Source organism: Dyadobacter sediminis (assembly GCF_005860765.1).
In the GTDB taxonomy this organism is placed as follows: domain Bacteria; phylum Bacteroidota; class Bacteroidia; order Cytophagales; family Spirosomataceae; genus Dyadobacter; species Dyadobacter sediminis.
Genome location: NZ_VCEI01000028.1, coordinates 331035 through 356633, shown reverse-complemented (window position 1 = coordinate 356633; position 25599 = coordinate 331035). Strand labels below are relative to the sequence as shown.

Genomic DNA, 25599 nt, shown 5'->3' with positions numbered 1-25599 from the left:
GAAGATGGCATGAATTTGGTAAGAACCGACAGAACAACCAAGTATTTAAAAATGAGGGTGTTTATTAAACCATTTGCTTTATTCCTGACAGCCGTTTACCTGTTTGCCTGTAAGCCTGCACCCGTTTCGCACTGGTTTCCTGTAACGCCGCTTGAACATTACGAAAGGGAACTCTACAAGGCAGAACTCGAAAAAACGCCGGCCGGGCAAACCTGGTTTAAAGAAAGCAAAAGGGTTTTGAGCGATTCCATATTCTCCGTTGTACCCTATCAGGAAAGGTTTTATCTGGGCGATTCTGTTCCGGCACAGGCGATCCGTCTTAAAATCCCGGTCGGAAGAAAACTGGTTATCACGCCTGCGCGCAGCGAAAATGATACCGTTTCCAGACTGTTCGTGGAATTGTACCGCATCCGAAAAAACGGCAAGCCGCAGCGTCTGGAATACCTGGCCAAAGAAGCACAATCGCTTACGTATCTGAATGAAGACGAAGACACGCTGTTGCTGCGCCTGCAAACGGGCCTTCATGATAAAGCAAGTGTTTCCCTGACACTGACAACTTTGCCTTCACTCGCATTTCCCGTTGCCGGCCATACGATGTCGCATGTAATCAGCGTCTGGGGCGTAGACCGTGACGGCGGTGCAAGGCGGCATGAAGGCATTGATATTCAAGCAAAACGGGGAACGCCGGTTGTGGCGGCAGAAAACGGTTTCATCACACAAACCGGGACCAACAACCTTGGCGGAAAGATCGTTTTTCTGTCGTCAGCAGGAAGTCCTTATTCCCTTTATTATGCGCATCTGGACAGTCAATTGGTTTCGGTTGGCAAACGCGTACTGAAAGGCGATACGCTGGGTTTGGTGGGTAATACCGGAAATGCCATTACAACCGCGCCGCATCTTCATTTCGGAATTTACTCGCATGGCTCGGGCGCTGTAAATCCGCTGCCTTTTATCAATGACAGAAAAGAGAAAATTCCCGGCCTGCCCGAACAATCGCGCTGGCTGGGCGATTCGGTTAAGATCAGAAAAAAAGCCAATTTGTTTGCTTCGCCTCAGTTTCAGGAAGCGGAGCGGATTATGGCATTGCCGCCATATACGATTGTAAGGATCCTTGGAGAAATGGCCAAAGGCTTTCGCGTAGCAACGGAAAGCGGCACCATTGGCTATATTCCAACAGTGCCGCTTGAAGCATATCCCAAACAGGTTTCCGGGATCAGCAGGTCAAACAAAGATTTGTAATAACCGGTCCGGAAGTTAGTTTCAATCTGCCTGTTTCAATTCTGTCAGCCATTGCTGTGCAAAAGCGCGTGCCGCATTGGTCGGAGCAGGCCCGATCCGGTAACAGAATTTCCAGACATCATTTTGGCCTTCGTAAGCTGCATCGACAAACTTTTTCCGGTTATTGACTTCCTTTGTCTTTGCAGCAAAGTCAACGCCTTTGCTTTTTTCCAGAAATTCCGTCAACCTTGCCGCAAGGACTTTTTCCGGACTTTTCCATTGATCAAATTCTTCCGCATTGTTTTTGTTGCTGCGGATCAGCTGCTGCTCGGCCTGCGCAATTTCGTCCTGTGCAAGAAATGCTGCATACTGTTTTTTAAAGGCTTCAAAATCCGATTTCAGCAGCGGCTTTACTTTTTTGAAAAATGCCACCGTCCGTTTGCTGTCTTCAATCTGTTTTTTAAATTCGGCCCGCTGGTCTGGAGGAAGGCTCGTTAACATGCTTTCCATACCCGTAATGGATTCGCCGGCCTGAATCTGGATATCAACAATCGGCTCCATATCCTTTGCGTTCAGGCTTTTTATATCCCTGATCTTGTTTTCCCTGATTTCAGCCTTTCTTTCTTCACTTATTTCAACTTCTTCCTGCGGAAAACTTTTGGCAAGCCAGTTATTGTAACGCTTCTTGAAATCCTGCGAGCCATAGTACAACTTGATCAGATTTCCCGCTTTCTGCACAGCCGCCGCCTGATGGTCAGGCGAAATCGAGCGGCATGCTGCCTTTGCAGAACTGCTTAGATACGGTGCATACACGCTTTTATTTTGCAACGTACTCCAGAACTTTTCCTCAACATCTTCATGCGTAACACCGAATTCCGAATAATCTTCTGAAAACCGGAAATTCAGAAAGCAAAGGCACACGGCAGTAATCAGTAATGCTATTTTATTTTTCATGGCTAAATAGGGTATTCCGGTTGCTATCTTTTGTTGGCAACCATTTCAAAATTCTGACCTTCAAACTCTACAAAGAGCGTAAGTACATCTGATTTAATATTACCGACTTTCGTGGTTCCTTCGTAAACGTCAACGCCCATGCTGCCGACATTTTTGAGGTTCAGTGTGCCGAGATCCGAATCGGGTTCCGCCTCACCGTCTATTTTCAGGCGCATTTCACCGGTTACTGTTTCCGGCGACGATTTGTCAAGCTGTACGATGATTTCCACCTGATCGAGCGGGTAACTGTCACCGTCCACGGTTAGTTTGGAAACTTTGTAGGTTCCGGCAACCTGCGCGCTCAATTCCGGAGCAGGATCTTTGTCATCTTTGCAAGCGAAGAAAAACGGGATCAGGAAGAGAAATAAAAAAATCTTTTTCATGGCTGTAAAAACTTGATGTTTGAATTTTTTGGATGAGATAAATTGTCTTTTGACATGACAAAGGTAGCTGCGCGGCGTGGCCGGAATCAATCCTTCAAAAACAGGATTTTTGAAAAATCATGCTTTTAGAGGATATTATTAAAAGGTTTTATTTAGGAATTTTACAATCGTAATTTTCAAGCCCATACTCCTTTCAAGAATCAATGAAGTTCTTTTTTACAATTCTTATCTTACTGATTTACAATGACATTTTAGCGCAAGGCAGCGATGCAAATGCCATTCTGGAGAAAATAAAAAAGAGTAAGGAAGACACGAACCGGGTTCTGGCCTATGTCGAATACGGGCAGTATCTGGAAAACCGGAATCTGGACAGTGCAGCCAAATATTACCTTAAGGCGGAGGCGCTGAGCAGCAAGCTGGATTACCCGACGGGCAAATTCAAGTTCCGTTCCAATTACACGTATATTCTGAATCTGCAGGGAAAATTTGAGCAGGCACTTAGGCTGAATAATGAAAGTCTGGAAATTGCGCGTGACATGAAAAGCCCGCTGAACGTCGGTAAAAGTCTGGCCAATATTGCAGCAAGTTATACGTACATGGGAAATTTCACCAACGCCATCAAATTTTACCAGCAATCGGCCGACCAGTTTGAAAAGCTGGACCAGAAAACGTTTTTACCGAGGCTGTATGTCAATATCGGAACAGCTTTTGAACACGCCAATCTGTTCAACAAATCCTTGATTTACAAACAGAAAGCGCTCCGACTTGCGCGGCCCATGAATGACAGTCTTCAGCTCGCCGACATTCTGACCAATCTGGGCGGCTGCCTTTTCAACCTGAAAAAATACGAACAGAGCCAGACTTACTATTTGGAAGGCCTGAACGTAGCGCAGAAAATAGGTTCGGACATTTTTGTCATTCAGGCATACGGCGGCTTGTGCCGGACCTATCGAGGACTGAAAAAGCTGGACAAAGCACGGGAATTTGGTGAAAAAGGACTGGAACTTGCCAGAGAAACGGGAAATGTATTTCTGGAAATGGAATGCCTCCGGGCGCTTATGTTCGTGGCGGAAGACAGCAACCAGCCGGAACTGTCAGCAAAATATACAGGTGAAGCCTTGAAAATCGCCGAAGAAAATGAAATGACCGATCATCTTGTGGAGCTTTACGAAGACTATGCAACGGATCTGGCCCGCCGTAACAATTATAAAGCTGCTTACAACTATCTGTTGAAATACGCCATTCTGAATGATTCGATTCAGGGCATTGACGTACAAAAACAACTTCAGGAACTGGATACCCGATACTTAACAGCCCAGAAAGAAAAACAGATTATAACACTTGAAAAAGAAAAACAGACACGCAACACACTGATATACGGCCTGGCGGCCGGACTGATTGTACTTGCACTGATTTCGGCACTTGTATACAGAAATATCACGATCCGGAAACAGATTGCAGAAAATGAAGTATTGCAACTGCAGCAGGAAAAGCAACTTGTTGCAACCAATTCCATTTTAAAAGGACAGGAAGAAGAAAGAACACGCGTTGCCCGCGACCTGCACGACGGGCTGGGCGGCTTGTTATCCGGTATTAAACTAACTTTAAATTCAGTGAAAGGAAATGTAATTCTGCCCGAGGAAAGCGCGATGACCTTTACGCGGGCGCTCACACAACTGGACGGCGCAATCAGTGAAATGCGCCGTGTAGCACACAGCATGATGCCCGAAACGCTGGTCCGGTTCGGACTTATTGAAGCGCTCAGCGATTTTTGTGAAGGCATCAGTTCTTCCGGCCAGCTGCGTGTAACGATGCAGGATTTCGGATTTGACAAACGGCTGGACTCTTCGGTGGAAATTGTATTGTACCGCATTGTGCAGGAACTGCTCAACAATGTGCTGAAATATGCGGAAGCAACGGAAGCGCAGGTGCAGCTTACCCGCGTCGGGAACAATGTCAGCGTTACGGTGGAAGATAACGGCAAAGGTTTTGACGTAAAAAGTCTGGATCAGAACAAAGGAGCCGGAATCCGCAACGTACAGGCCAGAGTAGATTATCTGAACGGCAGACTTGATATTCAGTCCACGCCGGAAGAAGGCACTTCGGTACTGATAGAAATTGTGGTTTAAGAAAGTTAATCTTCAGGTTCCACAATGGCATAACCTAAATCTTATTTGAACATGAGCGCGAAGATCCTGATCGTAGACGATCATCCGATGGTTCTGGAAGGACTGAAATCCCTGTTGTCCGACAGCGGGGAGATTGCTGTCGTAGGAACGGTTTCCAATGCAATCGACGCCATTGCCTTTTTGAAAAACAACGAAGTGGATATTGCCTTTCTGGACATTAATCTTCCCGACATTAACGGTATTGAGTTATGCAAAAAGATCAAAGAGCAGTTTCCGGATGTAAAAACATTGGCATTAAGTACATTCAGCGAACGTGCGTACGTTTCCCGAATGATCCAGAACGGCGCCTCAGGGTATTTGATCAAAAGTTCGGGAAAAGAAGAAATCCTGGAAGCAATCCGTCAGGTTCAGGCAGGTGGTTATTTTATAAATGTCAATTTTGATCAGAATGCATCCGTTCCTGCCCCGAAAACCATTCCGTTCCTGACGCGAAGAGAAAAAGAAGTATTGCTGCTCATAGCCGAAGGAATGACCAATCCGCAAATTGCAGAACAGCTTTTTATCAGTGTCACAACCGTCAACAGCCACCGACAGAATCTGCTGATGAAATTCGAGGTTTCTAATACGGCTTCATTGATCAAGCTGGCGGCCGGGCATGGTTTGATCTGAACAATTTTGCTGACGTGCAGTTATTGACTTTCAATAATTGCAATATTACAGATCCCTATTTTCAGCAATAATCGTTAATCCTTTTCTGATTGTACCAGGATCAGAAACATTTCCCAATGCTATTCTAATGCCGCTATACTTCGCATTCTTTTCGATCCGGTACGCGTGGCTTGTAACCACATCCACGCCTTTTTCAGACAATGTTTCCTCTAATTTTTGAATGTCTGATCGTTCCGGCAAAGGCAGCCATAAATGATAACTCGAAGGTTGAGAAATGTATGGAATACTTTTAAAAACCTCTTTTACAATAGCTTGTCTTTTAACAGCTTCTTTCCTTTTTTCTTCAATAATCCGATCAATCAGGTCGGATTGAATTAGCTTGCTGATCAATCCGGTAAACAGGGAAACAGATCCGCTGGCAGTTAAACGAAGGGCACTTTCTATGTTGCTCTGCCATTTTGGAGGAACTATGATGTAAGAGGTTTTAACGCCTGACGCGATGGACTTGGAAAAGCTGTAAATGTAAAATGCTCTTTCAGGCGCCAGATCAGCGAAATTGAGCGGAGCATTGCTTTCCAGAAATCCATAAGCATCATCATCAATCAGCAAAAGGTTAAATTCACGTGCGATTTCTACAATAGCCAGCCTGCGATCCAATGGCATCGTAAAGCAAAGCGGATTATGAATCGTTGGCATCAAATAAATTGCAGCTGCCTGCTGAGTACTGCCTATTTCCCGCAATGCTTCCGGGATCATTCCGTTATCGTCAATGCTGCACGGAATCAGCGTAATATTCAACATGCCGGCGAGATTAATTACGCCATTGTATGTAATGGCATCAACAATGATGGATTTACCGGACAAACCGGCAGCCAAGAAAATGGCAGCCAACGCATTATGTCCTCCACAAGCCGCAAACAAACTTTTCGGGCTAACTTTATATCCGGATTTTGACATCCATTCAGCTGCAATTTCTCTGTCTTGATAATTTCCGGCAATTGCATTCATGCCCAAATTAATTTTCGTTAAATCCATAGAGGACAACTCATTAATCAGTAAATCATGATGTGCATCGGATAATGGATAATTGAATTTAAAATCAATCATAAATAGGTTTGATAAGTATTCGAAAGATTGACAATTGTTCCTTTTGATTTTATTGGATAAGATTAGTAATTATCCTGCGGCAATCAAAAGTACACTTCAACAGCATTGGCAAGGATTTTATAGCTGAGTAGCAGACGAAATCCACAAATGCATGAAAAAAAACGTTTACTTCCTTGTTCTTACTTTTTGCCTTTCCATGTCAGCCGCTTATGCGCAGCTCACAATTTTCAATGTATCCTCTTCTGAAATTACTGACAAGCACAAAGCCAGTGTTCAGCAGCAGTTCGAGTTCCAGGAAGTCATCAATTCCACGACAACGCTGACGTACGGGTTGGGGAAATTCTGGGAAGCCGGTTTTAACGTTGTCAATGTCAATTATGACAAATCTGTACATCATCTTACAAAGAATGACACCAGTACAGTTGATCCTTATGCGCCGTTACTGATGGTGAACACACAGAAACTTTTTAAACTGAACGAAGTTCTGGGAATCGGGATCGGTGGGCTTGCAGGTTCCAATTTTTCGGGTAAAAAGCATTTTGTTTATTACAGCTACGCCAATCTCGCCGCTTCCTTGTACGAGGAACATTACAAGCTGGCTGCCGGAGCGTACCTCGGGAACAACGGCTATCTGGGAGAAGGGCCGATAGAAGGCGTTCAGCTCGGCCTTGATGCAGGCATATGGTACGAAAAAATACACATTCTTGCCGACTGGCTTTCAGGCGCACATCCGAAAGGACAGCTTTCTGCAGGCGTCGGCATTTACTTCCTAAAACATTTGCCGGTTTCCGTCGCATGGCAGCACGCCAATGCAGACGGTTCCAACGGCTGGGCTCTGCAGGTTACTTACGTACCCTGAAATGCCGTTGGATAAATCTGACTCTTAGTTGGATGCCATGTTGCCAAAAGGAAAAATAGCTGAAGAAACATGGGCCTGATTCATAATCCGGCCGAGTTCTTTTGCTTTTTGAGCAAATTCTGAAGCTACGTTTTTGGTTTCGCCCGGATCTTTGGATAAATCATATAGCTCGACCGGCGCATCGGGGTTGCCTGCTGCTTTCAGCCGGACTGCTTTCCAGTTGCCTTGTCGTACGGCTTGTCTTCCGCCTTGTTCATGAAATTCCCAGTAAAGGTAATCGTGCTTTTTCTGCGTGTTTTTTCCGTAAAGCGCGTCTGTAAAGGAAATTCCGTCAATGTTGCCGGGCGCTTTGGCCTGCGCCAGTTCGGCAAACGTTGGCAGAATATCCCAGAAAGCACCGATGTAGTCGCTTTTGGATCCGGGTTTGATAACGCCCGGCCAGCGTGCAGCAAACGGTTCTCTGACGCCGCCTTCGTACAAATCCCGCTTTACACCTCTGAACCCGCCCGAACTGTTGAAAAATACCGGATCAGCGCCGCCTTCCACATGCGGGCCGTTGTCACTTGTGAAAATAACCAGCGTATTTTTATCCAGCCCTTTTTCTTTCAACTTTTCCAGAACCTGACCTACGTATAAATCCAGACGCGCGACCATGGCAGCAAATGCAGCAAGCGGATATTCCTGTGAAGCATAACCTTCTTTCTTGGCATTCGGACCATAATCAGCGCCTTTGAAAGGTTTTTCATTGAACTTTCCTTTGTAATACTGAAAAATACTGTCATCCGGAACAACCAGTTCGGCATGCGGCAGAATGTACGGCAGGAAAAGGAAAAATGGCTCTTTCCCGTTTTTTGCATCAATAAAGCTCAATGCATTTTTCTGAATGATATCCGGCGCATACTCTTTATTGTGAAGCAAATCCTGATTTCCTTTCAGTGTTATTTTTTCAGAATTGTTCCAGAGATGGTCCGGATAATAGCGGTGCGCAAGGCCCTGGCAATTGTAACCGTAAAATTTGTCAAAACCCTGCTTGTTCGGATCGCCTTCCGAACCGACCGGCCCTAACCCCCATTTGCCGAAAGCGCCGGTGCTATAACCGGCTTTTTTCAGTACTTCGGCCAATGTAACAACCGAATCGGCGATAGGCTGCTGTCCTTCCGGTTCTACACTTTTATTGCCGCGAATGTACGTATGGCCCGTATGCTGGCCGCTCAGCAAGGAAGAACGGGAAGGCGCACATACGGAAGTTCCGGCATAAAACTGGCTGAAAATCATTCCTTCTTTGGCCAACTGGTCAATATTCGGCGTTTTTATGTATTTCTGACCATTAAAGCCCACATCTCCGTAGCCGAGGTCATCGGCAAGAATGAATATGATGTTCGGTTTTGCAGTTTCCGGAGCCTGTGCCAGCAAGTCCGAAGAAAGCAAGCCGGCCATGCAGGCAAGAAAAAAGTATCTTTTCATTAAAAATGCTGTTGATATGGATTTAAAAACCGGACTTTTTATTTTCGGACAGCGGTTCCGACCGGCCTTGCGTTTTTACCTGTTTTCTGTTGTAAATCGTCGCCCAAATCTTCCCGCGCAGTATCAGCTATTTTCCGGAGTTCGGCTACGATTTCCGGATTTTGTTCCAGCACATTGTACCGTTCGCCGGGATCGCGTTCCAGATTGTAAAGGGCTTCCGGAAACGCATGATCTTCCGGACTGGGTCCCGGCTTGCCGTTCTGGCCGGGCAATGATCCTTCGTACGTTCTTCCCGGATGTGCAAAAACCAGTTTCCAATCGTGCTTTCTGACGGCTTCAAGGCTATTTTTTCGGTAATAATAAAGGAATTCCTCACGCGGGGATTTACTTTCATCGCCTTTCAGCAAAGCGGTGAATTCAATCCCGTCAATCTTTTCTTTCGGCAACTTGGCACCGGTCAGTTTTGCGATCGTCGGAAGAATGTCAAGCGTGGATAAAAGCTGGTTGGAAACCCTTCCGGCAGGAACCACGCCGGGCCAGCGCATAATACAAGGTTCCCGCTGCCCGCCTTCAAAGGAAGTTCCTTTGCCTTCCCGGAACCCGCCGGACGAGCCTGCATGATCGCCGTAATTCAGCCACGGACCGTTGTCGCTTGTAAAAATCACCAGCGTATTTTCATCCAGTCCCTGCGTTTTCAGTTCTTTCATAATTTCGCCTACAGACCAGTCCAGTTCCATCAGTACATCGCCGAAAATACCGCGTTCGCTTTTTCCTTTGAACTTATTTGAAACAGCCAGAGGCACATGCGGCAGCGGATGCGGCACATACAGGAAGAAAGGTTTGTTTTTGTTTTTCCGGATAAATGCCGTTGCATGTTCCGTAATGACCGGCGTGAGTTCGCTTGCGTCTTCCAGATTTTTGATTTCCTTGCCGGGTTTGTTCCCGTCGATCCAGTGCAGCGGCGGGTATTTTGCCTGTTCCTGCCACGGATGCAGCGGCCACATATCATGCGAATAAGGCACGCCGTAATATTCGTCAAATCCCTGCTGAAGCGGCAGGAATTCCTGATCGCTCCCCAAGTGCCATTTCCCGAATATTCCGGTTGCATACCCCTGCGCTTTTACGAGTTCGGCAATGGTTTCTTCCTTTGGACTTAATCCCAGCGGAGAAGCAGGCCCGAAAGCACCGTAAACGCCTACCCGATTCGGATAGCAGCCTGTCAGCAATGCGGCACGCGACGCGCTGCATACGGCCTGTGCCGCCATGAAATTGGTAAAACGCGTTCCTTCGACGGCCATTTGATCCAGATTAGGCGTTTTATAACCTAGCGCGCCCGTTACCGACAAATCGCCGTAACCCAGATCATCAATAAAAAAAAGCACAATATTCGGCGTTTTTGCAGCCGGTTTGTTCGTCATGGCCGTCATTACAACCGCAATGGCCAGCATGAAAAAAGGAATAAGAAGCAGTTTGAAATTTTTAATCATCAATATTAAAGTTAGAATTTAGCGACTAGCTTTTAGCTGTTGGCTTTTAGCTATTAGCTATTAGCTGTTGGAAAAATAAGTAATACTTGCGTTTTTACCAGTTTGGATTTTGTTTCAGCAATGGGCTTAAATTAAGTTCTTTCTGCGGAACGGGCCATAGGTAATGACGGTTCGGATCAAATACTTTGTTTACAGCCACCGCTTGCACGATTGTTAATTTCCCTTGCTCATTGACGTAAGTAATGCCGTAAACAGGCCCAGGAATAACCGATTCTGCCGTTTTCCACCGGCGTATGTCAAACAAATGCTGTCCTTCAAAAGCGAGTTCAACAGTCCGTTCCCTTCTTACAAGTTCCCGAAGTGCTGCCTGCGAAGCATTGCTCACAGAAGGCTGTTTCACGTCCGTTCTACCATTTCTGACGGCATTTATTGCGGCATACACGCCTGCGTCAATTTGTCCAAGCTCAATTTTGGCTTCTGCATACGTCAGCAGGATTTCGGCATAGCGCAGCAGAATAATGTTGATGCCGCTGTTCACCGGATTGGCATAATCGTCCGTATTGATGTATTTTTTAATATTATAGCCCGTACCCGAAGCAATGTAAGTGCTGCCGACGGCATCCGCCGTTCCGCTGCCCGGCTTCGGGTTGAAAACCGCTCCGCTCGGCAGAATATCCCCTTCCAGAAAAACAGAGAATTTCAGCCGCGGGTCCCGGTTCAGATACGGTTTCAACGGATCATACCCGCTTCCTGCTTCCGCGATCTTTTTCCCGCCTAACGTTTCGTACATATCCACCAAAGCCTTTGTCGGAACAAATGTGCTGCCGCTGTTTTTCTGACTGTACGGCGCGAGCAACTGAAAAACGGTATTGGAATACGTGTCTTTTATAAATTGTCTGTCGAGCAATACTTCCTTGTTATTTTCGGCTGCGTAAGTAAACAGCTTTTCATACGATTCATACAATCCGTACGTACCCGATTTTATTACTTTATCGGCTGCCTCAGCTGCTTTCTGATAACGTCCTGCGTAAAGGTTCGCCCGCGCCAGCAATCCCAGCGCGGCTCCGCTTGTAACCCTGCCTTTTTCCGTAGCGGCATAAGTTGCGGGCAAAAGCAATGCGGCTTCGTTCAGTTCTTTATCTATAAAATTCCAGAGTTCTTCTACCGGCGTGTTGGCGACCTGTTTTGCATCTTCCAGACTTAACGATTTAGTAATCAGCGGCACCGGCCCGAACAAGCCGGTCAGTTTAATGTACTGATAAGCTCTCAGCGCCTTTGCTTCCCCTTTGTACTGATTGATCAGCGCCAGATTGGCAGCAGGAATCTTGTCCACGTTTTCCAGAAAGTAATTGGAAGCCTGAACGCCGCGGTATGCTTTCCGCCATTCGTCGTACACTTTGGAACTGGTTGCGTCGTAGGTACCAAGCTCCACATACGCTTCCACATTGAAGTTCTGATTGGTATGCGCAATGTCCGTCATGGCATCCCAGGATATGATATTGGTGCTGTCCAGATCGGTATAAAGCGAGTTTACCGCAATCCGGGCGTCATTTTCAGTTTTCCAGAAAACATCCACAGAAAGGCGGTCATTTGGAACGGTATTCAGCAGGTCTTTGTCGCAGGATACAAGGCCGGAAGCCGTGCCCGCCAACGCAAGTGAAAACAGCAGTTTATTAAAATATATCTTTTTCATGATTGTAAATTCTTGTCTGAGAAAAATCAGAGTTGCAGGTTTAAGCCAATTGTATAAAGTGCCGTTTGAGGATAATACACGCCTCGCCCGGAAGAGACTTCGGGATCCAGGTTCCATTCGTTCAGTTTGGAAAAAGTAAATACGTTGGTTGCGGAAGCGTAAATGCGGAGCCGGTTGAGGTAAATCTTTCTGGAAATTTCAGAGGGCACTGTATAGGCGAGCTGCACATTTTTCAGCCTGAGATAAGATCCGTTCAGCACCAGCCGATCCGAAGTTGCTACGTTTCTCAGGTCAAATTTGATCGGCCGCGGAAAACGGGCGTCCGTATTTTCGGGCGTCCAGTAATTGTTGGTGTAAATTTCATGCGTAAAACCTTCCTGATTTCCCATTTCCGCCAAAGCGCCCGCAAGCCGCGCATCCACTTTTGCAGCACCCTGGAAAAGAATGCTCAGTTCAAAGTGCTTGTATGAAAAGTCGGAGTTGAAACCAAAAGTATACTTTGGAAACGAGTTGCCAATTGCCGTCATGTCGTTGGCATTGATCTTTCCGTCTTTGTTCAGATCCACATATTTTACGTCACCGGGCTTTGTATTGGCTGCATACGTCGCTTTATATTCGGCAATTTCCTGTTCGGTCTGGAACAATCCGTCCGTTTTGAAACCCCACAGCGTATTGATCGGCAATCCTTTGGCAATAATGTAACGCGGATCAATATCGGAGCCGGTAATGTACGGCCCTGTTCCTTTCAGGTCAGTCACTTTGTTTTCATTGATGCTGAGGTTGGCACCCAGATTATACCGGAAACCGGAACTTGCCGGCGCGCCTCTGTAATTCAGGCTGAATTCCCAACCTTTGTTTTCAACGGAGCCCGCATTCTGCGGCGGTGCCGTAAGCCCGATCGTAGCAGGAATTTCCAGATTAAGCAGAATGTCGTTTGTCAATTTACGGTAATAATCCATCGTCAGGTTCAGGCGCCTGTTCAGCAGCGAAGCGTCCAGTCCTAGATCCAGCTGTGTTGTAGATTCCCAGCCCAGTCCCGTATTGGCAAGCGTTGTCGGACGATAACCCGGAACGGCCGCTCCGCCAAAATTGTACCCGACAGCCGTAAGCGCAGCATAATAACTGTACAAATCCACAGACTGATTTCCGGTAATGCCCCACGATCCTCTGAACTTCAGATCATTAACTGCTTTTTCAAGCGGTTTCCAGAAATTTTCCTTTGAAATCCGCCATCCGGCCGAGAAGGAAGGAAAAATGCTGTATTGCTTGTCGCCGGTGAATTTGGACGATCCGTCATAGCGCGCATTGACTTCGAGCAAATATTTTTCATCAAAATCATAATTGACACGTCCGAAGAAAGACCTTAACCCATAAACGGCATCTCTTCCTGAATTGCTTTTGGTACCGTCATTGGCGCCTTCACTGATGGAACCGATGTTGTTGTTGTAAAAACGTTCGCGGTATGCGGATAAGAACGTCTGCGTATTGCCGATCTGCGAATAGCCGAGCAATCCCTTGAAGTTGTTTTTGCCAACGCTTTTTTCGTAAGTCAGCAAATTGTTCAGCGTATATTCTTTCAGGTTATCCCGAACTTCCGTGAGGCTGTTGTTGGCAATGGTTTTGGTAATGTTGGTATTCTTGTCCGTGTTAACGTAAGAATTGATATAGTTTTTCTGCTGGGTAAAAAAACCTCTTCCTCCCAGCTGGGATGAAAAAGTAAGTCCTTCCACAATGTCGAAATCTGCTTTGATGTAACCGGCCAGATAATCTGTATGCTGTTTGGATTGCCCGCCGATTTCGTTAAACATCAATGGATTGTTTCCCTGCGTGCTCAGTCCGTACGTGCCGTCCGGATATTTGGGAACGGCCCATAATGTTCCGTGAAAAAAGTTGTTCAGCGGAGCCGTAGGATTTGTCGAAGGGCTTTCTGTTTTGTTAAAACGGTAATTTACATCCGCACTGACACGCAGTCTTTTGGAAACTTCATAATCAGAGTTCAATCTGATTTCACCGATTTTATTGCCAAAATTATTGATAACGCCTTTCTGATCCTGATATCTGACACTCAGCCTGGTACGAAGCGTTTCATTTCCGCCGGCTACCGAAAACGTATGATTTTGCTGTGGCGCAGCTTTCAGCATGGTATCAAACCACGTATTGGGCAAAGGATATTTTTCACGGTCTGTCGCAGTAATCCACGTCTGAATGGATTGCTCTGTAAAGCGGGCGGGCAGCGTGGCGCCGGCATTGGTGTAAGCGGCAACCTGTTCGCGCATGTACGCTTCCAGCCCCATCATTTTGGGCACGTTATTGGATTTCTGGATGGCATAATAACCGTGATAATCCACTTGCACTTTGCTTCCTTTTGCCCGTTTGGTACGAACCAGCACAACGCCGTTGGTTGCGCGCGATCCGTAAATAGCCGTGGAAGAAGCATCTTTCAGCACAGAAATCGTTTCAATATCGTCCGGATTAATGTCGCTTAACCTTTGCTCGATGCCGTCAACGATCACCAGCGCATCATTTTTTCCAAGATCGTAGCCGCTTGTGCTGCTGTTGTTGATGTTGAAAGTAGTGATTCCGCGCACGCGGATTGTTGCATTGGATTTTCCCGGCGAGCCGCCCAGATCCGTAACGGTAACGCCCGGCATCACGCCCTGAAACGACTGCTGAATGTTGGAAACCGGTCTGCGCGTCACATCTTCGCCGCTGATCTGCGAAATGGAATTGGTCAGGCTCGTCCGCTTTTGCGTTCCATACCCGACGACAACTACTTCTTCAAGCTGTTTGGTATCTGCGGCAAGTTGTAAATCCAGCACACTTTTGCCGTTTACAGCCGCTTCCTGCGTCACAAACCCGATGCCGGAAAACACAAGCACGGCGTCGGAAGGAACACTGAGCTCGTATTTTCCATCTACGTCCGTAGTGGTTCCGGTGAGTGAATTTTTGATGATTACGTTCACGCCGGGCAAAGCCGTACGGTCGGAGGCGGAAGTTACCGTTCCTTTTACAGTAATATTCTGGGCATGGGCATGCAGGCCGAAGAGCAAGACAGCCAGAAAAAATGCCGCTTTGCTTCGCTGAAAAATAGTTTTATAAAAATGATGATACATACGTTTTTGAATTGAAAAACATGGAAACTGATAATCCGGATTTGACATGAAAAAATTCAGGAAAGGATGTTGCTGCAACAAAGGCAATGCATGCAAAGAACCGGCTCGAAAATCTTGCAGAAAATGGCGGTTGTTTTCATAGAAAATGGCGTTCAGGTTTAAAGGCTTGATAAATCTACTAAGTTGATAGGCAAAATAAGATATATAGATTGACATTATCAACCTTGCTCCTATTGCAGGCGGTTTGCATGCGCACTTTCATTTATTATTTTATATAAAAAGAGGCAAAAATTCTATTTCAAATGACATATAGCGTTCCATCTGTTTTATTTAGTATGAAATTTGATACAGGACTTCTGGAATGAAAAAGCGTTGTTTGTGAAGGATTCAGAAAAAATCAGTAATATTCTGCCCGGATCGGCATTAACCAGAATCATGAAAGACGAGAACACACATTACGGCGTGAAGGAAATTGCCCGGCGCGCAAATGTTTCCATTGCTACCGTAGACCGGGTTATTCACAACCGTCCCGGCGTTTCGGAAAAGACTAAAAAGAAGATTAATGACATTATCATAGAACTGGATTATCAGCCGAATGTGCTTGCCAGCCGGCTTGCCTCGCGCAAGATCATTTCACTGGCCGTGCTGATCCCGCGGGTTTCGGAAGAAACGGACTTTTGGGAAGCGCCGCTTCGCGGAGTCATGCGTGCCGAATCCGAAATCAAAAAATACGGCATTCAGGTTCTTCCTTTTTTCTTCGACCTGAACGACAAGCATTCGTTTACCGAACAGGCCGAGCTGATCCTCAAAAAGGAAGTACAGGGAATTCTGCTTGCTCCGTCGTTTATCGAAGAATCCAGACAATTAATCACCGCTTGCCAGAAGTTAAAAATTCCGGTCGTTTTCATCGATTCCAATGTTCCGGAACAGGATAATCTTTGTTACATCGGGCCGCATCTTTTTCAGAGCGGCTATGTCGGTGCCAAGCTGCTTACGTACCGCCTTAAGGAAAACCATAAAGTACTGGTTGTCAATATTTCAAAGGAAAAGGATAATTACAGTTATCTGCAGATTGAAGATGGTTTCCGTTCTTATTTCAAGGATCACAGCCAGCCTTGTGAAATCATCCGGATTGACATAAAAGATACCGACAAGCTTTCAGTGACCAAAGACCTCACGCGTGTTTTGTTTGAACATCCGGACATTGAAGCCATTTTCGTGACCAATTCAAGGGTTTTTTCCGTTGCTTCTTTTCTTGAGAATGCCGGTCGTAAAGACATTTCACTGATTGGGTACGACTTCCTTAAAGAAAATATCCGCTTCCTGAAAGAAGGCATGATTGATTTTCTGATTTGCCACAAACCCGAAGAACAGGGTTTCCGCGGACTCATGGCATTGTACCAGACGCTTGTGCTGGGTTCGCCGGTTGAAAAAGTGCATTTCATGCCCATTGACATCATCACGAAAGAAAATCAGGCTTTTTACCAAAATTAAGCTGTATACACGTTTTTGCAGTAGATTGTATTTACGATAAGTACAAACGACAAAATATATTGCAAACAAACAAGGCGATAACTTGTAAATAAAAAAAGGTTTGTATATTTACGGGTACGTACCCGAAACCAATACGCTTTTCCATTCACCAACACTTTTACTTTTCAGTTTATGCATATTCTCAGCAGAAGAAGATTTATTCAGCGTTCCGTTGTAACAGGAGTAGGATTAAATCTGCTCGGTCATTTTCCTTCAGAAGCAAAGGCAGCAGATGGTAAAAGAGTTGGAATAATCGGGCTGGATACATCGCACAGCATTGCGTTTACCAAAGCTCTGAATGCAGAACAGCCGGATGCCGTTTATGACGGCTACCGCGTAACCGCAGCTTATCCCTACGGAAGCAAAGACATTGAATCCAGCACCAAACGCATTCCGGGTTACATCGACGAAGTAAAAAAACTGGGCGTAGAAATAACCGGTTCCATCAAAGAACTGCTTGGCAAATCGGACGTGATTCTGCTGGAAACCAACGACGGCCGCCTTCATCTGGAACAGGCACTGGAAGTTTTCAAAGCGGGCAAAAGAATGTTTATCGACAAACCCGTTGCCGGAACGTTGAAAGATACGCTTGCGATTTACGAAGCTTCGGAGAAATACAAGATTCCTGTATTTTCAGCATCGTCTTTACGCTATATGAAAGGGATTGAAAGCATTGATAAAAGCAAAGTACTCGGTGCCGATACGTACAGTCCTGCCGTTCTTGAAAAAACACATCCTGATTTTTTCTGGTATGGAATTCACGGAATTGAAGCACTTTATACAGTTATGGGAACAGGCTGCAAGAGCGTTACCCGCGTCAGTACGCCGGATACCGACATTGTTGTGGGCATCTGGGAAGACGGCAGAACGGGAACATTCCGCGGAACACGCACCGGAAAACACGATTACGGCGGAACGGTATTTACGCAGGACGGCAACAAAATCCTTGGTCCGTACGGCGGCTATGAACCGTTGCTGAAAGACATTATCAAGTATTTCCAGACCGGCGAAGTGCCCGTAACGTCCAAAGAAACGATTGAAATATTCACCTTTATGGAAGCTGCCGACGAAAGTAAAAGACAAGGCGGCAAAAATGTAACGCTTGAAAGCGTCATGAGCAAAGCCCGTAAAAAATAGCCAGTTCGGAACAGCGTAGAACCTTGTTGCGCTTATTTGAACGCTTCCGGACAGGAAAAATAAATCCGGCGGAGTAAGATTCCGTTTGAGTGTCTTATAATATTACATTAAACCATTAACCATATGCAAAATTCAGATCCTATCAAACGCGTTGTCCAATCAGACAGTGAAACAACCGCAGATAACCGCAGGGATTTTATCAAGAAAACACTTGCCGGAAGTGCGCTGCTGACATTCGGCGGAATATTGCCGGGATTTACTCCTAAAAGTTACGCACGCATTCTGGGCGCCAATGAAAAAGTAAAAGTCGGCATGATGGGCGTAAACAGCCGCGGTCTTGCACTGGCTTCCAATTATGCGCTGCAACCTAACTGCGAAGTTATTTCCATTTCGGATGTCGATTCCAGAGCGGCGGAAAAATGCATTGCAACCGTCAACGATATTCAGAAATCCAAACCTGCAAATACGCCCGATTTCCGGAAAGCACTGGAAAATAAAGAAATGGACGCACTCGTGATTGCAGCGCCGGATCACTGGCATGCGCCGGCTGCGATTCTGGCTTCCAAAGCGGGCAAACACGTGTATCTTGAAAAACCATGCAGCCATAATCCGAACGAAGGTGAAATGCTGGTGGCTGTTGCCAAGAAATACAAGAATGTAATCCAAATGGGCAATCAGCGGCGTTCATGGCCAAATGTGGCGGCGGCGATCAAAGAAGTGCATGGCGGTACAATCGGCAGACCCTATTTTGTAAAAGGCTGGTATACAAACAACAGAGCTTCGATCGGAATTGGAAAAGAAGTAGCTGTTCCTGCATGGCTCGACTTTGAACTCTGGCAGGGACCGGCGCCAAGACGGCCTTATAAAGACAATATCGTGCATTACAACTGGCACTGGCTCTGGAACTGGGGAACGGGCGAAGCACTCAACAACGGCACGCACATGCTGGATCTGATGCGCTGGGGATTGCAAGTGGATTACCCGACACGTGTTACCTCAGCCGGAGGTCGGTACCGTTACAAAGATGACTGGGAAGCACCGGATACACAGGTTATCAATCTGGAATTTGACAATAATACGGCCATGACGTGGGAAGGCAGAAGCTGCAACGGACGAACCATTGAAGGAAGCAGCGTGGGTGTCATTTTTTACGGCGATACCGGTTCTCTGCAGATTGGCGAAGGCAATACGTATAAGGTTTACGACCTGGAAAACAAGCTGGTCAAGGAAGTTAAAAACGATTTCGTCATTGACCCGAGAAACAAAATGAACCCGTCGCAAGGGCTTGACGCGCTGCATATTCAGAACTTTTTTGAAGGAATCAAGAACGGAACTGCACTTAATGCAGAGATTGTCGGAGGCCATAAAAGTACGTTACTTGCCCAGCTTGGCAACATTGCAATCCGTACCGGCGAAACACTTAACATTGATCCTTCCAACGGACATATCAAAAACAGCAAGGAAGCCGACAAATTATGGAAGCGCGAATATGCAAAAGGATGGGAACCAACAGTTTGACAATAAGTAAGGTTTTTAAAAGGAGTGAATCCGGGCACAAAATTTAACTAAATGAAAAGTACAGCCGAAGCAATCAAAGTAGAAAACCTTTCGAGTCGGGAAACGACCATTTCCATTTTTCTGATCGGACTGATGTTCTTTATATTCGGTTTTGTGTCCTGGGTTAATTCCATTCTGATCCCGTATTTCAAGATTGCCTGCGAGCTCACCAGTTTTCAGGCATATCTGGTTGCGTTTGCCTTTTACATTGCCTATTTCGTCATGTCTGTGCCTTCGTCCTATTTATTAAAATCGGTGGGTTTTAAAAAAGGCATGATGTTCGGTTTCTGGGCAATGGCGCTCGGCGCATTTATTTTTGTTCCGGCCGCCATGACCAGAACTTACGAGGTTTTTCTGCTTGGCCTGTTTACAATTGGCATCGGGCTAGCCATTCTTCAGACGGCGGCCAATCCCTATATTACGATTCTGGGCGCCAAGGAGCGGGCTGCACAGCGCATCAGCATGATGGGAATCTGCAATAAAGCAGCAGGAATTCTTTCACCGATTGTATTTGCGGCCGTTATTCTGCGGCCAACGGATACGGATCTTTTTGCGCAGCTTAGTTCCATGACGGACGCTGAAAGAAGCGCGGCTCTGGATGAACTGATTCGCCGGGTGATTAATCCGTATATTGGTCTGGGCAGTTTTCTGTTTGTTCTTGGTATTCTGGTTTACAGATCGCCTTTGCCGGAGATTGACACGGAACATGAAAGTCAGGAAATTGCGAGTGCCAATGCGGGCAAAACAAGCATTTTCCAGTTTCCGCACCTTATTCTCGGTGCCATTGCGATTTTTCTGCACGTCGGCACGCAGGTGATTGCCATTGATACCATTATCGGATATGCCAATTCAATGGAAATTGATCTGCTGGAAGCCAAGGTTTTTCCTTCTTACACGCTTTTCTGCACGATATGCGGTTATCTGATCGGAATTACGTTGATCCCTAAATTTTTGAGCCAGGTCAATGCGCTTCGGATCTGTACGCTGCTTGGAACCGCTTTTACGCTTTTGATCATTTTTGCTCGCGGGCCTGTTGAACTGCTTGGGCATCGCGCTGATATTTCCATTTGGTTTGTTGTTTTGCTGGGATTGGCCAATTCGCTGGTTTGGGCAGGCATATGGCCGCTGGCGCTGGACAATCTGGGCAGATTTACCAAACTGGGCGCTTCCATTATGATCATGGGACTTTGCGGAAATGCCATTATGCCGCTTTTTTACGGATATTTTGCGGATAAACTGGACGTACGGCAAGCTTACTGGGTATTGCTGCCTTGCTATCTTTATCTGGTTTTTTATGCTGTAAAAGGGCACCAATTGCGCCGCTGGAAATTATGATTTGTGACGTGCGGCGTGAGATGAAATGCGTTTATGACAACGTGCACCTGATGTGCACATAATATGCCAAACAACGTGAACATGACGTGCACAAAATTTAACATGCGATTTGCATACAATATGCCAAACAACGTAAACGTGACGTGCACAAAATATATGACGTGCGATTTGCATACAATATGCCAAACAACGTGAACGTGACGTGCACAAAATATATGACGTGCACACAAAATGCACACGTCCAACGATTTGCTACCGGGATTTTGTTCCTGACGGAACAGTTGAAATTGAGTAATTAGAAAAGCCAAAAGCTAATGGCTAAAAGCTGACAGCCTAAAGCCAAAAAATTATGCGATTAAAAATTATTAATGGTGATATTATAACGCCTTACCGCTATATCCGGAATGGAACCGTACTTGTTGAAAACGGCATCATCATCGGTGTACATGAAGGAAATGTCGATTTCCCGGATGCCAAGGTTATCAATGCAAACGGGAATTACATTGCGCCTGGCTTTATTGATCTGCATGTGCATGGCGGCGGCGGACATGATTTTATGGACGGCAGCGCAGAAGCATTTCTGGCCATTGCGGAAACGCATGCCAAATATGGAACTACGTCCATGGTTCCGACGACGCTTACAAGCGAAAAAGAAGACTTGCTGCAAACGCTCGATTTGTACGAACAGGCAAATGCCACAAACCGGAAAGGCGCTCAATTTCTTGGTATGCACCTAGAAGGGCCGTACTTTGCATTAAGCCAGCGCGGCGCACAGGACCCGCGCTACATCCGCAATCCGGATCCTGCCGAATACGAAGAAGTACTCGCCTACTCTAACTCCATTACGCGCTGGAGTGCAGCTCCTGAACTTCCCGGCGCTATTGAATTCGGCCGCAGGCTTTGTCAGAAAGGCATTCTGGCTGCGGTGGCACATACCGATGCGATTTATGAGGAAGTGCTGGAAGCATATGAAAATGGGTATTCATTGGCAACGCATTTGTATTCGGCCATGTCGGGCGTTACGCGCAAAAACGCATTTCGTTATGCAGGCACGATTGAAAGTGCTTTTTTGCTCGATATGGATGTGGAAATCATTGCGGATGGCGTGCATTTGCCGGCTCCGCTGCTCAAACTTATTTATAAAATTAAAGGTGCAGACCGCATTGCCCTGATTACCGATGCCATGCGCGCAGCCGGCATGCCCGAAGGTGAAAGTACGCTGGGTTCTCTAAAAAACGGTCTGAAAGTCATTGTGGAAGACGGCGTTGCCAAGCTGCCCGACCGCACTTCCTTTGCCGGGAGCGTTTCCACAACGGACCGTCTTGTAAGAAATATGGTTCAGATGGCGGATGTTTCATTGCTTGACTCGGTCCGGATGATGACGGTGACGCCGGCCCGGATTATGGGAGCAAGCCGGAAAGGATCGCTGGCTGCGGGCAAAGATGCAGATATTGTCATTTTTGATCCGGATATACGGATTCAGATGACAATTGTGCAGGGAAAAATAATTTATGAAAAGCAATAAAAAAAAATTTACCACAAACTATGAAAGTCGATCAACTGGAAATCAGAATATTTGATACAAGGCAGGAAATGGGTGAAAATGCAGCAAAAATGGTTGCGGATAAAATCCTTGAATTGCAGCAATCCCAGGAATTTGTCAATATAATTTTTGCCTCTGCGCCTTCACAGAATGAATTTTTGGCTGCGCTGAAAGAAGAAAAAGGCATTGCATGGGAAAAGATAAATGCCTTTCACATGGACGAATATGTAGGTTTGCCAAGCGACGCACCGCAAAATTTCGGTTATTTCCTGAAAGTAAAATTGTTTGATCACGTGCCGCTGCATTCCGTTTCGTATCTGGACGGCAACGCTGCCGATTTGGAAAAGGAATGTGAGCGTTATGCGCAGTTGCTTCGCGAAAACCCGATTGATATCGTTTGTCTGGGCATTGGCGAAAACGGACATCTTGCATTCAATGATCCGCATGTTGCTTTTTTTGATGATCCGCTGACCGTTAAAATGGTGGAGCTGGATCATGCCTGCCGCCAGCAGCAGGTGAATGACGCTTGTTTTACTGCTTTCGGGGAAGTGCCGGAAACTGCGCTGACATTGACAATTCCAACGTTACTGAAAGCCAAACACGCTTACGCGATTGTGCCGGGCGAGAAAAAAGCGCAGGCCATTTACCATACCGTAGCCGAGGATATCAAAGAAGAATTTCCTTCAACCATTTTGCGCAAACACCCGAATGCGATTTTATTTATTGATAAGGCAAGTTCAGGGAAACTGAAAGAAATTTCGTCATACAGTCAGGCATAGTTCAGCTTTGCGATTATCTTGCCATTATTACCTGAATCCATTAAAATGAAAAAGAAAATCCTGACCATCGCTTTACTGAGCGCAATGACGTTAAATTACGGATGTAATTCCAGGAAAGAAGAAGAACAGAAAGATCAGAAAAAGCCTTTGAGCCTGATTGTTGTGGAACCCGGCCATTTCCATGCGGCTTTGGTTCAGAAATCCATGTATGCGGATGTGGACTCCGTTGTGCATGTGTACGCCACAAAAGGCCCGGACGTACAGGCTTATCTTGACAAAGTTGAAAAATACAATACACAGGCTGAAAATCCGACGCACTGGAAAGAGGAAGTTTACACCGGAAATGATTTTCTGGAAAAAATGCTTTCTGAGAAAAAAGGAAATGTCGTTGTTCTGGCCGGGAATAATCAGAAGAAAACGGATTTTATCAAAAAGTCTGTAGATGCAGGTCTGAACGTACTGGCCGACAAGCCGATGGCGATTGATGCGGCCGGATTTGACAAGCTGAAAGAAGCATTTGCAAGTGCGGATAAAAATAAAGTGCTTTTGTACGACATTATGACGGAGCGCTACGAAATCACGAATGCGCTGCAACGCGAACTGGCTTTGCTTCCGGCTATTTTCGGGGAACTTCAAAAAGGAACGGCAGAAAATCCCGCAGTTGCAAAGGAAAGTGTCCACCACTTTTTCAAATACATTTCTGGCGAGCCGCTTGTACGGCCTAGCTGGTTTTTTGACGTGAAACAGCAAGGTGAAGGAATGGTCGATGTGACGACACATCTTGTGGATCTGGTGCAATGGAGCTGCTTTCCGAACACAACGCTGGATTATCAGAAAGATATCAATTTATTATCGGCAAAGCGTTCGGCTACCAAGCTGACGCCTTCGCAGTTCAAGCTCGTTACAAAAAGCGATAAGTATCCTGATTTTCTGAGCAAAGACGTTAAAGACAGCACATTGAATGTGTATTCCAACGGAGAGCTTCATTACACGCTGAAAGGAGTTCATGCAAAAGTTTCGGTAATCTGGAATTTTCAGGCACCGGAAGGAACCGGCGATACGCATTATTCCATCATGAAAGGTTCCAAGGCTAATCTGATCGTTCGTCAGGGAAAAGAGCAGAATTACAAGCCTGTTTTATACATCGAAACAATGGATAAAAGCAAAGGGTATGAAAATGCAGTTGTGGCCGCTTTCAAGTCGGTTCAGGATAAATATCCCGGAATTGAACTGAAAAAGAATGCTGCCGGTTGGGAAATAACCATTCCTAAAAAATACGACAACGGCCACGAAGCCCATTTTGCACAGGTAGCCAACAAATACATGGAATATCTGAAAGCCGGCAAGTTGCCGGAATGGGAAGTTCCGAATATGATTGCGAAGTATTATACAACTACGCAGGCTTTGAAAGAGGCAAAGTAATTAACTATAAATCAATATTTTAATGCAACAAGCGAGTGGAATGTAATCTGCTCGCTTGTTTTTTTCTTAATTGGCAATGTAACACATGTTGTTACATTTGTGTTAATGATCCAGAGTTTTCAACACAAAGGCTTGCGGTTGTTTTTTGAAAATGAAGATACCGCCAAGTTGCCCGCAGCACACACTAACAGAATTCGTAATATTTTGACCAGACTGGAATTTGCTAAATCATTAGAAGATATTGGCACGCCCGGATCACGATTACACTCGCTATCCGGAAAATTAAAAGGGTTTTATGCAGTGAATGTGTCTGGAAACTGGCGAATCATTTTCAGATTCGAACATGGCAATGCTTACGATGTTGATTATCTGGACTATCATTAATTACAAGAATTTATGAAAAGAGGTATGAGGCCGGCGCATCCCGGGGCACTTATTAAAGAGACGATCGAAGGTTTGAAAGAAGAAACCGGACACAATTATACACAAGCCGAAATTGCAAAAGGTTTGGGCATTACGCGTAAAACACTTTCAAATATATTGAACGAACATCAGGGAATCAGTTCTGAAATGTGCGTACGCTTGTCCGAAGCATTTGGAACAAGTGCTGAATTCTGGCTTGATATTCAGCGAAATTACGATCTTTGGCATGCAGAAAGAACAGTTGAACGCAAGACAATACAGCATTTTCGGACGTTGCAGAATGGAACGCTGCAATTTGTCTGACGTTTTAATTTTTTATTGGCACCTACTCTCCTCTTCTGATCCGTTCCACTTTCTCAAAAAATTCCAGCAGTTCCTTGAAAGAAAAGTACGTATTACAAAGATTTGATGAGCGGCCTGTTTCGTTTTGAGCGAGTATGAACCCGCTGAACATTGTCCAGAGTTCACGGTTCCAGCTTTCGGCACTACTGCTGCTCAGCAATGCATTTACTTCCCGGCCATATGCAATCAACTTCAAATTCGCAGCCTCGTTAGCGTATGTTTCTGTATGCATTTCCTTTGATTTTTAAGTGTATAAAACCAATCCTTGCTATAAATAATCTGTTTATTTTGCAGCAAAGCACCAAATCCCGCAAATGGTAGCCAATTTATCCAGCCGGTATTTTACAATCAAATGCGCGTAAATTACTCAAACATTTACCGATGGATTTGTATAAATTGCCTTTTCAAAGAAA

At 45.7% G+C, this 25599-nt stretch carries 21 protein-coding genes; 13 read left to right on the top strand and 8 right to left on the bottom strand.

The annotated features are described in order from the left end of the window. Positions 1 to 51 precede the first annotated feature (51 nt). Positions 52 to 1239, top strand: a complete 1188-nt coding sequence (locus tag FEM55_RS18555) for a M23 family metallopeptidase (protein WP_138282883.1) — start codon at positions 52 to 54, stop codon at positions 1237 to 1239. Between the two features lie 21 nt (positions 1240 to 1260). Here the strand turns inward: FEM55_RS18555 and FEM55_RS18550 are convergent, their stop codons facing one another. Together FEM55_RS18550 and FEM55_RS18545 are read right to left on the bottom strand one after the other, a co-directional pair. Next, complete coding sequence (locus tag FEM55_RS18550) at positions 1261 to 2172, bottom strand: hypothetical protein (RefSeq protein ID WP_138282882.1); 912 nt, start codon at positions 2170 to 2172, stop codon at positions 1261 to 1263. 23 nt (positions 2173 to 2195) lie between these two features. Then, positions 2196 to 2594, bottom strand: coding sequence for a hypothetical protein (locus FEM55_RS18545; protein WP_138282881.1), 399 nt, complete (start codon positions 2592 to 2594; stop codon positions 2196 to 2198). Between the two features lie 203 nt (positions 2595 to 2797). Here FEM55_RS18545 and FEM55_RS18540 point away from each other — a divergent pair, with 203 nt between their 5' ends. Together FEM55_RS18540 and FEM55_RS18535 are read left to right on the top strand one after the other, a co-directional pair. Next, positions 2798 to 4723, top strand: a complete 1926-nt coding sequence (locus FEM55_RS18540) for a tetratricopeptide repeat-containing sensor histidine kinase (RefSeq protein WP_138282880.1) — start codon at positions 2798 to 2800, stop codon at positions 4721 to 4723. 51 nt (positions 4724 to 4774) lie between these two features. Then, positions 4775 to 5392 carry a response regulator gene (locus FEM55_RS18535; RefSeq protein ID WP_138282879.1) on the top strand — a complete coding sequence of 206 codons (618 nt, stop codon included), beginning with the start codon at positions 4775 to 4777 and terminating at the stop codon, positions 5390 to 5392. Positions 5393 to 5437: 45 nt separating this feature from the next. On the opposite strand, the gene FEM55_RS18530 is transcribed toward FEM55_RS18535, so the two are convergent. Continuing rightward, positions 5438 to 6400: an aminotransferase-like domain-containing protein gene (locus FEM55_RS18530; RefSeq protein WP_171036606.1), complete on the bottom strand. Its 963-nt coding sequence runs from the start codon at positions 6398 to 6400 to the stop codon at positions 5438 to 5440. Positions 6401 to 6650: 250 nt separating this feature from the next. On the opposite strand from FEM55_RS18530, the gene FEM55_RS18525 reads away from it, so the two are divergent. After that, a complete protein-coding gene (locus FEM55_RS18525; RefSeq protein WP_138282877.1) occupies positions 6651 to 7358 on the top strand; it encodes a hypothetical protein in 708 nt (235 codons plus the stop codon). 24 nt (positions 7359 to 7382) lie between these two features. Here the strand turns inward: FEM55_RS18525 and FEM55_RS18520 are convergent, their stop codons facing one another. From FEM55_RS18520 to FEM55_RS18505, 4 genes are all read right to left on the bottom strand, one after another. Further along, positions 7383 to 8822 carry an arylsulfatase gene (locus tag FEM55_RS18520; RefSeq protein WP_138282876.1) on the bottom strand — a complete coding sequence of 480 codons (1440 nt, stop codon included), beginning with the start codon at positions 8820 to 8822 and terminating at the stop codon, positions 7383 to 7385. Between the two features lie 38 nt (positions 8823 to 8860). Then, on the bottom strand, positions 8861 to 10270 hold the full coding sequence (locus FEM55_RS18515) for a sulfatase family protein (RefSeq protein ID WP_138283065.1): 1410 nt from the start codon (positions 10268 to 10270) through the stop codon (positions 8861 to 8863). 133 nt (positions 10271 to 10403) lie between these two features. Next, entirely contained in the window at positions 10404 to 12002 is a 1599-nt protein-coding gene (locus FEM55_RS18510) for a RagB/SusD family nutrient uptake outer membrane protein (protein ID WP_138282875.1), read from the bottom strand. 26 nt (positions 12003 to 12028) lie between these two features. Beyond that, positions 12029 to 15115, bottom strand: coding sequence for a SusC/RagA family TonB-linked outer membrane protein (locus tag FEM55_RS18505; RefSeq protein WP_138282874.1), 3087 nt, complete (start codon positions 15113 to 15115; stop codon positions 12029 to 12031). Between the two features lie 378 nt (positions 15116 to 15493). Here FEM55_RS18505 and FEM55_RS18500 point away from each other — a divergent pair, with 378 nt between their 5' ends. The 9 genes from FEM55_RS18500 to FEM55_RS18460 all read left to right on the top strand — a co-directional run bounded on the left by FEM55_RS18500 (position 15494) and on the right by FEM55_RS18460 (position 25147). Continuing rightward, complete coding sequence (locus FEM55_RS18500; protein ID WP_229209329.1) at positions 15494 to 16609, top strand: LacI family DNA-binding transcriptional regulator; 1116 nt, start codon at positions 15494 to 15496, stop codon at positions 16607 to 16609. A gap of 171 nt (positions 16610 to 16780) precedes the next feature. Next, positions 16781 to 17785: a Gfo/Idh/MocA family protein gene (locus FEM55_RS18495; protein WP_138282873.1), complete on the top strand. Its 1005-nt coding sequence runs from the start codon at positions 16781 to 16783 to the stop codon at positions 17783 to 17785. Between the two features lie 123 nt (positions 17786 to 17908). After that, a complete protein-coding gene (locus FEM55_RS18490; protein WP_138282872.1) occupies positions 17909 to 19303 on the top strand; it encodes a Gfo/Idh/MocA family protein in 1395 nt (464 codons plus the stop codon). 51 nt (positions 19304 to 19354) lie between these two features. After that, positions 19355 to 20677 (top strand): sugar MFS transporter, encoded by a 1323-nt coding sequence (locus FEM55_RS18485; RefSeq protein ID WP_138282871.1) that lies wholly within the window; start codon positions 19355 to 19357, stop codon positions 20675 to 20677. A 349-nt stretch (positions 20678 to 21026) separates the two neighbouring features. After that, positions 21027 to 22202: an N-acetylglucosamine-6-phosphate deacetylase gene (gene nagA / locus FEM55_RS18480; RefSeq protein ID WP_138282870.1), complete on the top strand. Its 1176-nt coding sequence runs from the start codon at positions 21027 to 21029 to the stop codon at positions 22200 to 22202. Positions 22203 to 22222: 20 nt separating this feature from the next. After that, positions 22223 to 22999: a glucosamine-6-phosphate deaminase gene (locus FEM55_RS18475; protein ID WP_138282869.1), complete on the top strand. Its 777-nt coding sequence runs from the start codon at positions 22223 to 22225 to the stop codon at positions 22997 to 22999. A gap of 45 nt (positions 23000 to 23044) precedes the next feature. After that, positions 23045 to 24421, top strand: a complete 1377-nt coding sequence (locus FEM55_RS18470) for a putative oxidoreductase C-terminal domain-containing protein (RefSeq protein ID WP_138282868.1) — start codon at positions 23045 to 23047, stop codon at positions 24419 to 24421. A 105-nt stretch (positions 24422 to 24526) separates the two neighbouring features. Then, entirely contained in the window at positions 24527 to 24805 is a 279-nt protein-coding gene (locus FEM55_RS18465) for a type II toxin-antitoxin system RelE/ParE family toxin (protein ID WP_138282867.1), read from the top strand. Between the two features lie 12 nt (positions 24806 to 24817). Beyond that, a complete protein-coding gene (locus FEM55_RS18460) occupies positions 24818 to 25147 on the top strand; it encodes a HigA family addiction module antitoxin (protein ID WP_138282866.1) in 330 nt (109 codons plus the stop codon). A 22-nt stretch (positions 25148 to 25169) separates the two neighbouring features. Here the strand turns inward: FEM55_RS18460 and FEM55_RS18455 are convergent, their stop codons facing one another. After that, a complete protein-coding gene (locus FEM55_RS18455) occupies positions 25170 to 25418 on the bottom strand; it encodes a hypothetical protein (RefSeq protein ID WP_138282865.1) in 249 nt (82 codons plus the stop codon). Between the last annotated feature and the right edge of the window lie 181 nt (positions 25419 to 25599).

What these genes read in the sequence shown, in the direction of transcription:
- FEM55_RS18555 (WP_138282883.1), top strand. Translation starts at nt 52, where the DNA reads ATGAGGGTGTTTATTAAACCATTTGCTTTATTCCTGACAGCCGTTTAC.
- FEM55_RS18550 (WP_138282882.1), bottom strand. Translation starts at nt 2,172, where the DNA reads ATGAAAAATAAAATAGCATTACTGATTACTGCCGTGTGCCTTTGCTTT.
- FEM55_RS18545 (WP_138282881.1), bottom strand. Translation starts at nt 2,594, where the DNA reads ATGAAAAAGATTTTTTTATTTCTCTTCCTGATCCCGTTTTTCTTCGCT.
- FEM55_RS18540 (WP_138282880.1), top strand. Translation starts at nt 2,798, where the DNA reads ATGAAGTTCTTTTTTACAATTCTTATCTTACTGATTTACAATGACATT.
- FEM55_RS18535 (WP_138282879.1), top strand. Translation starts at nt 4,775, where the DNA reads ATGAGCGCGAAGATCCTGATCGTAGACGATCATCCGATGGTTCTGGAA.
- FEM55_RS18530 (WP_171036606.1), bottom strand. Translation starts at nt 6,400, where the DNA reads ATGAATGCAATTGCCGGAAATTATCAAGACAGAGAAATTGCAGCTGAA.
- FEM55_RS18525 (WP_138282877.1), top strand. Translation starts at nt 6,651, where the DNA reads ATGAAAAAAAACGTTTACTTCCTTGTTCTTACTTTTTGCCTTTCCATG.
- FEM55_RS18520 (WP_138282876.1), bottom strand. Translation starts at nt 8,822, where the DNA reads ATGAAAAGATACTTTTTTCTTGCCTGCATGGCCGGCTTGCTTTCTTCG.
- FEM55_RS18515 (WP_138283065.1), bottom strand. Translation starts at nt 10,270, where the DNA reads ATGCTGGCCATTGCGGTTGTAATGACGGCCATGACGAACAAACCGGCT.
- FEM55_RS18510 (WP_138282875.1), bottom strand. Translation starts at nt 12,002, where the DNA reads ATGAAAAAGATATATTTTAATAAACTGCTGTTTTCACTTGCGTTGGCG.
- FEM55_RS18505 (WP_138282874.1), bottom strand. Translation starts at nt 15,115, where the DNA reads ATGTATCATCATTTTTATAAAACTATTTTTCAGCGAAGCAAAGCGGCA.
- FEM55_RS18495 (WP_138282873.1), top strand. Translation starts at nt 16,781, where the DNA reads ATGCATATTCTCAGCAGAAGAAGATTTATTCAGCGTTCCGTTGTAACA.
- FEM55_RS18490 (WP_138282872.1), top strand. Translation starts at nt 17,909, where the DNA reads ATGCAAAATTCAGATCCTATCAAACGCGTTGTCCAATCAGACAGTGAA.
- FEM55_RS18485 (WP_138282871.1), top strand. Translation starts at nt 19,355, where the DNA reads ATGAAAAGTACAGCCGAAGCAATCAAAGTAGAAAACCTTTCGAGTCGG.
- nagA (WP_138282870.1), top strand. Translation starts at nt 21,027, where the DNA reads ATGCGATTAAAAATTATTAATGGTGATATTATAACGCCTTACCGCTAT.
- FEM55_RS18475 (WP_138282869.1), top strand. Translation starts at nt 22,223, where the DNA reads ATGAAAGTCGATCAACTGGAAATCAGAATATTTGATACAAGGCAGGAA.
- FEM55_RS18470 (WP_138282868.1), top strand. Translation starts at nt 23,045, where the DNA reads ATGAAAAAGAAAATCCTGACCATCGCTTTACTGAGCGCAATGACGTTA.
- FEM55_RS18465 (WP_138282867.1), top strand. Translation starts at nt 24,527, where the DNA reads ATGATCCAGAGTTTTCAACACAAAGGCTTGCGGTTGTTTTTTGAAAAT.
- FEM55_RS18460 (WP_138282866.1), top strand. Translation starts at nt 24,818, where the DNA reads ATGAAAAGAGGTATGAGGCCGGCGCATCCCGGGGCACTTATTAAAGAG.
- FEM55_RS18455 (WP_138282865.1), bottom strand. Translation starts at nt 25,418, where the DNA reads ATGCATACAGAAACATACGCTAACGAGGCTGCGAATTTGAAGTTGATT.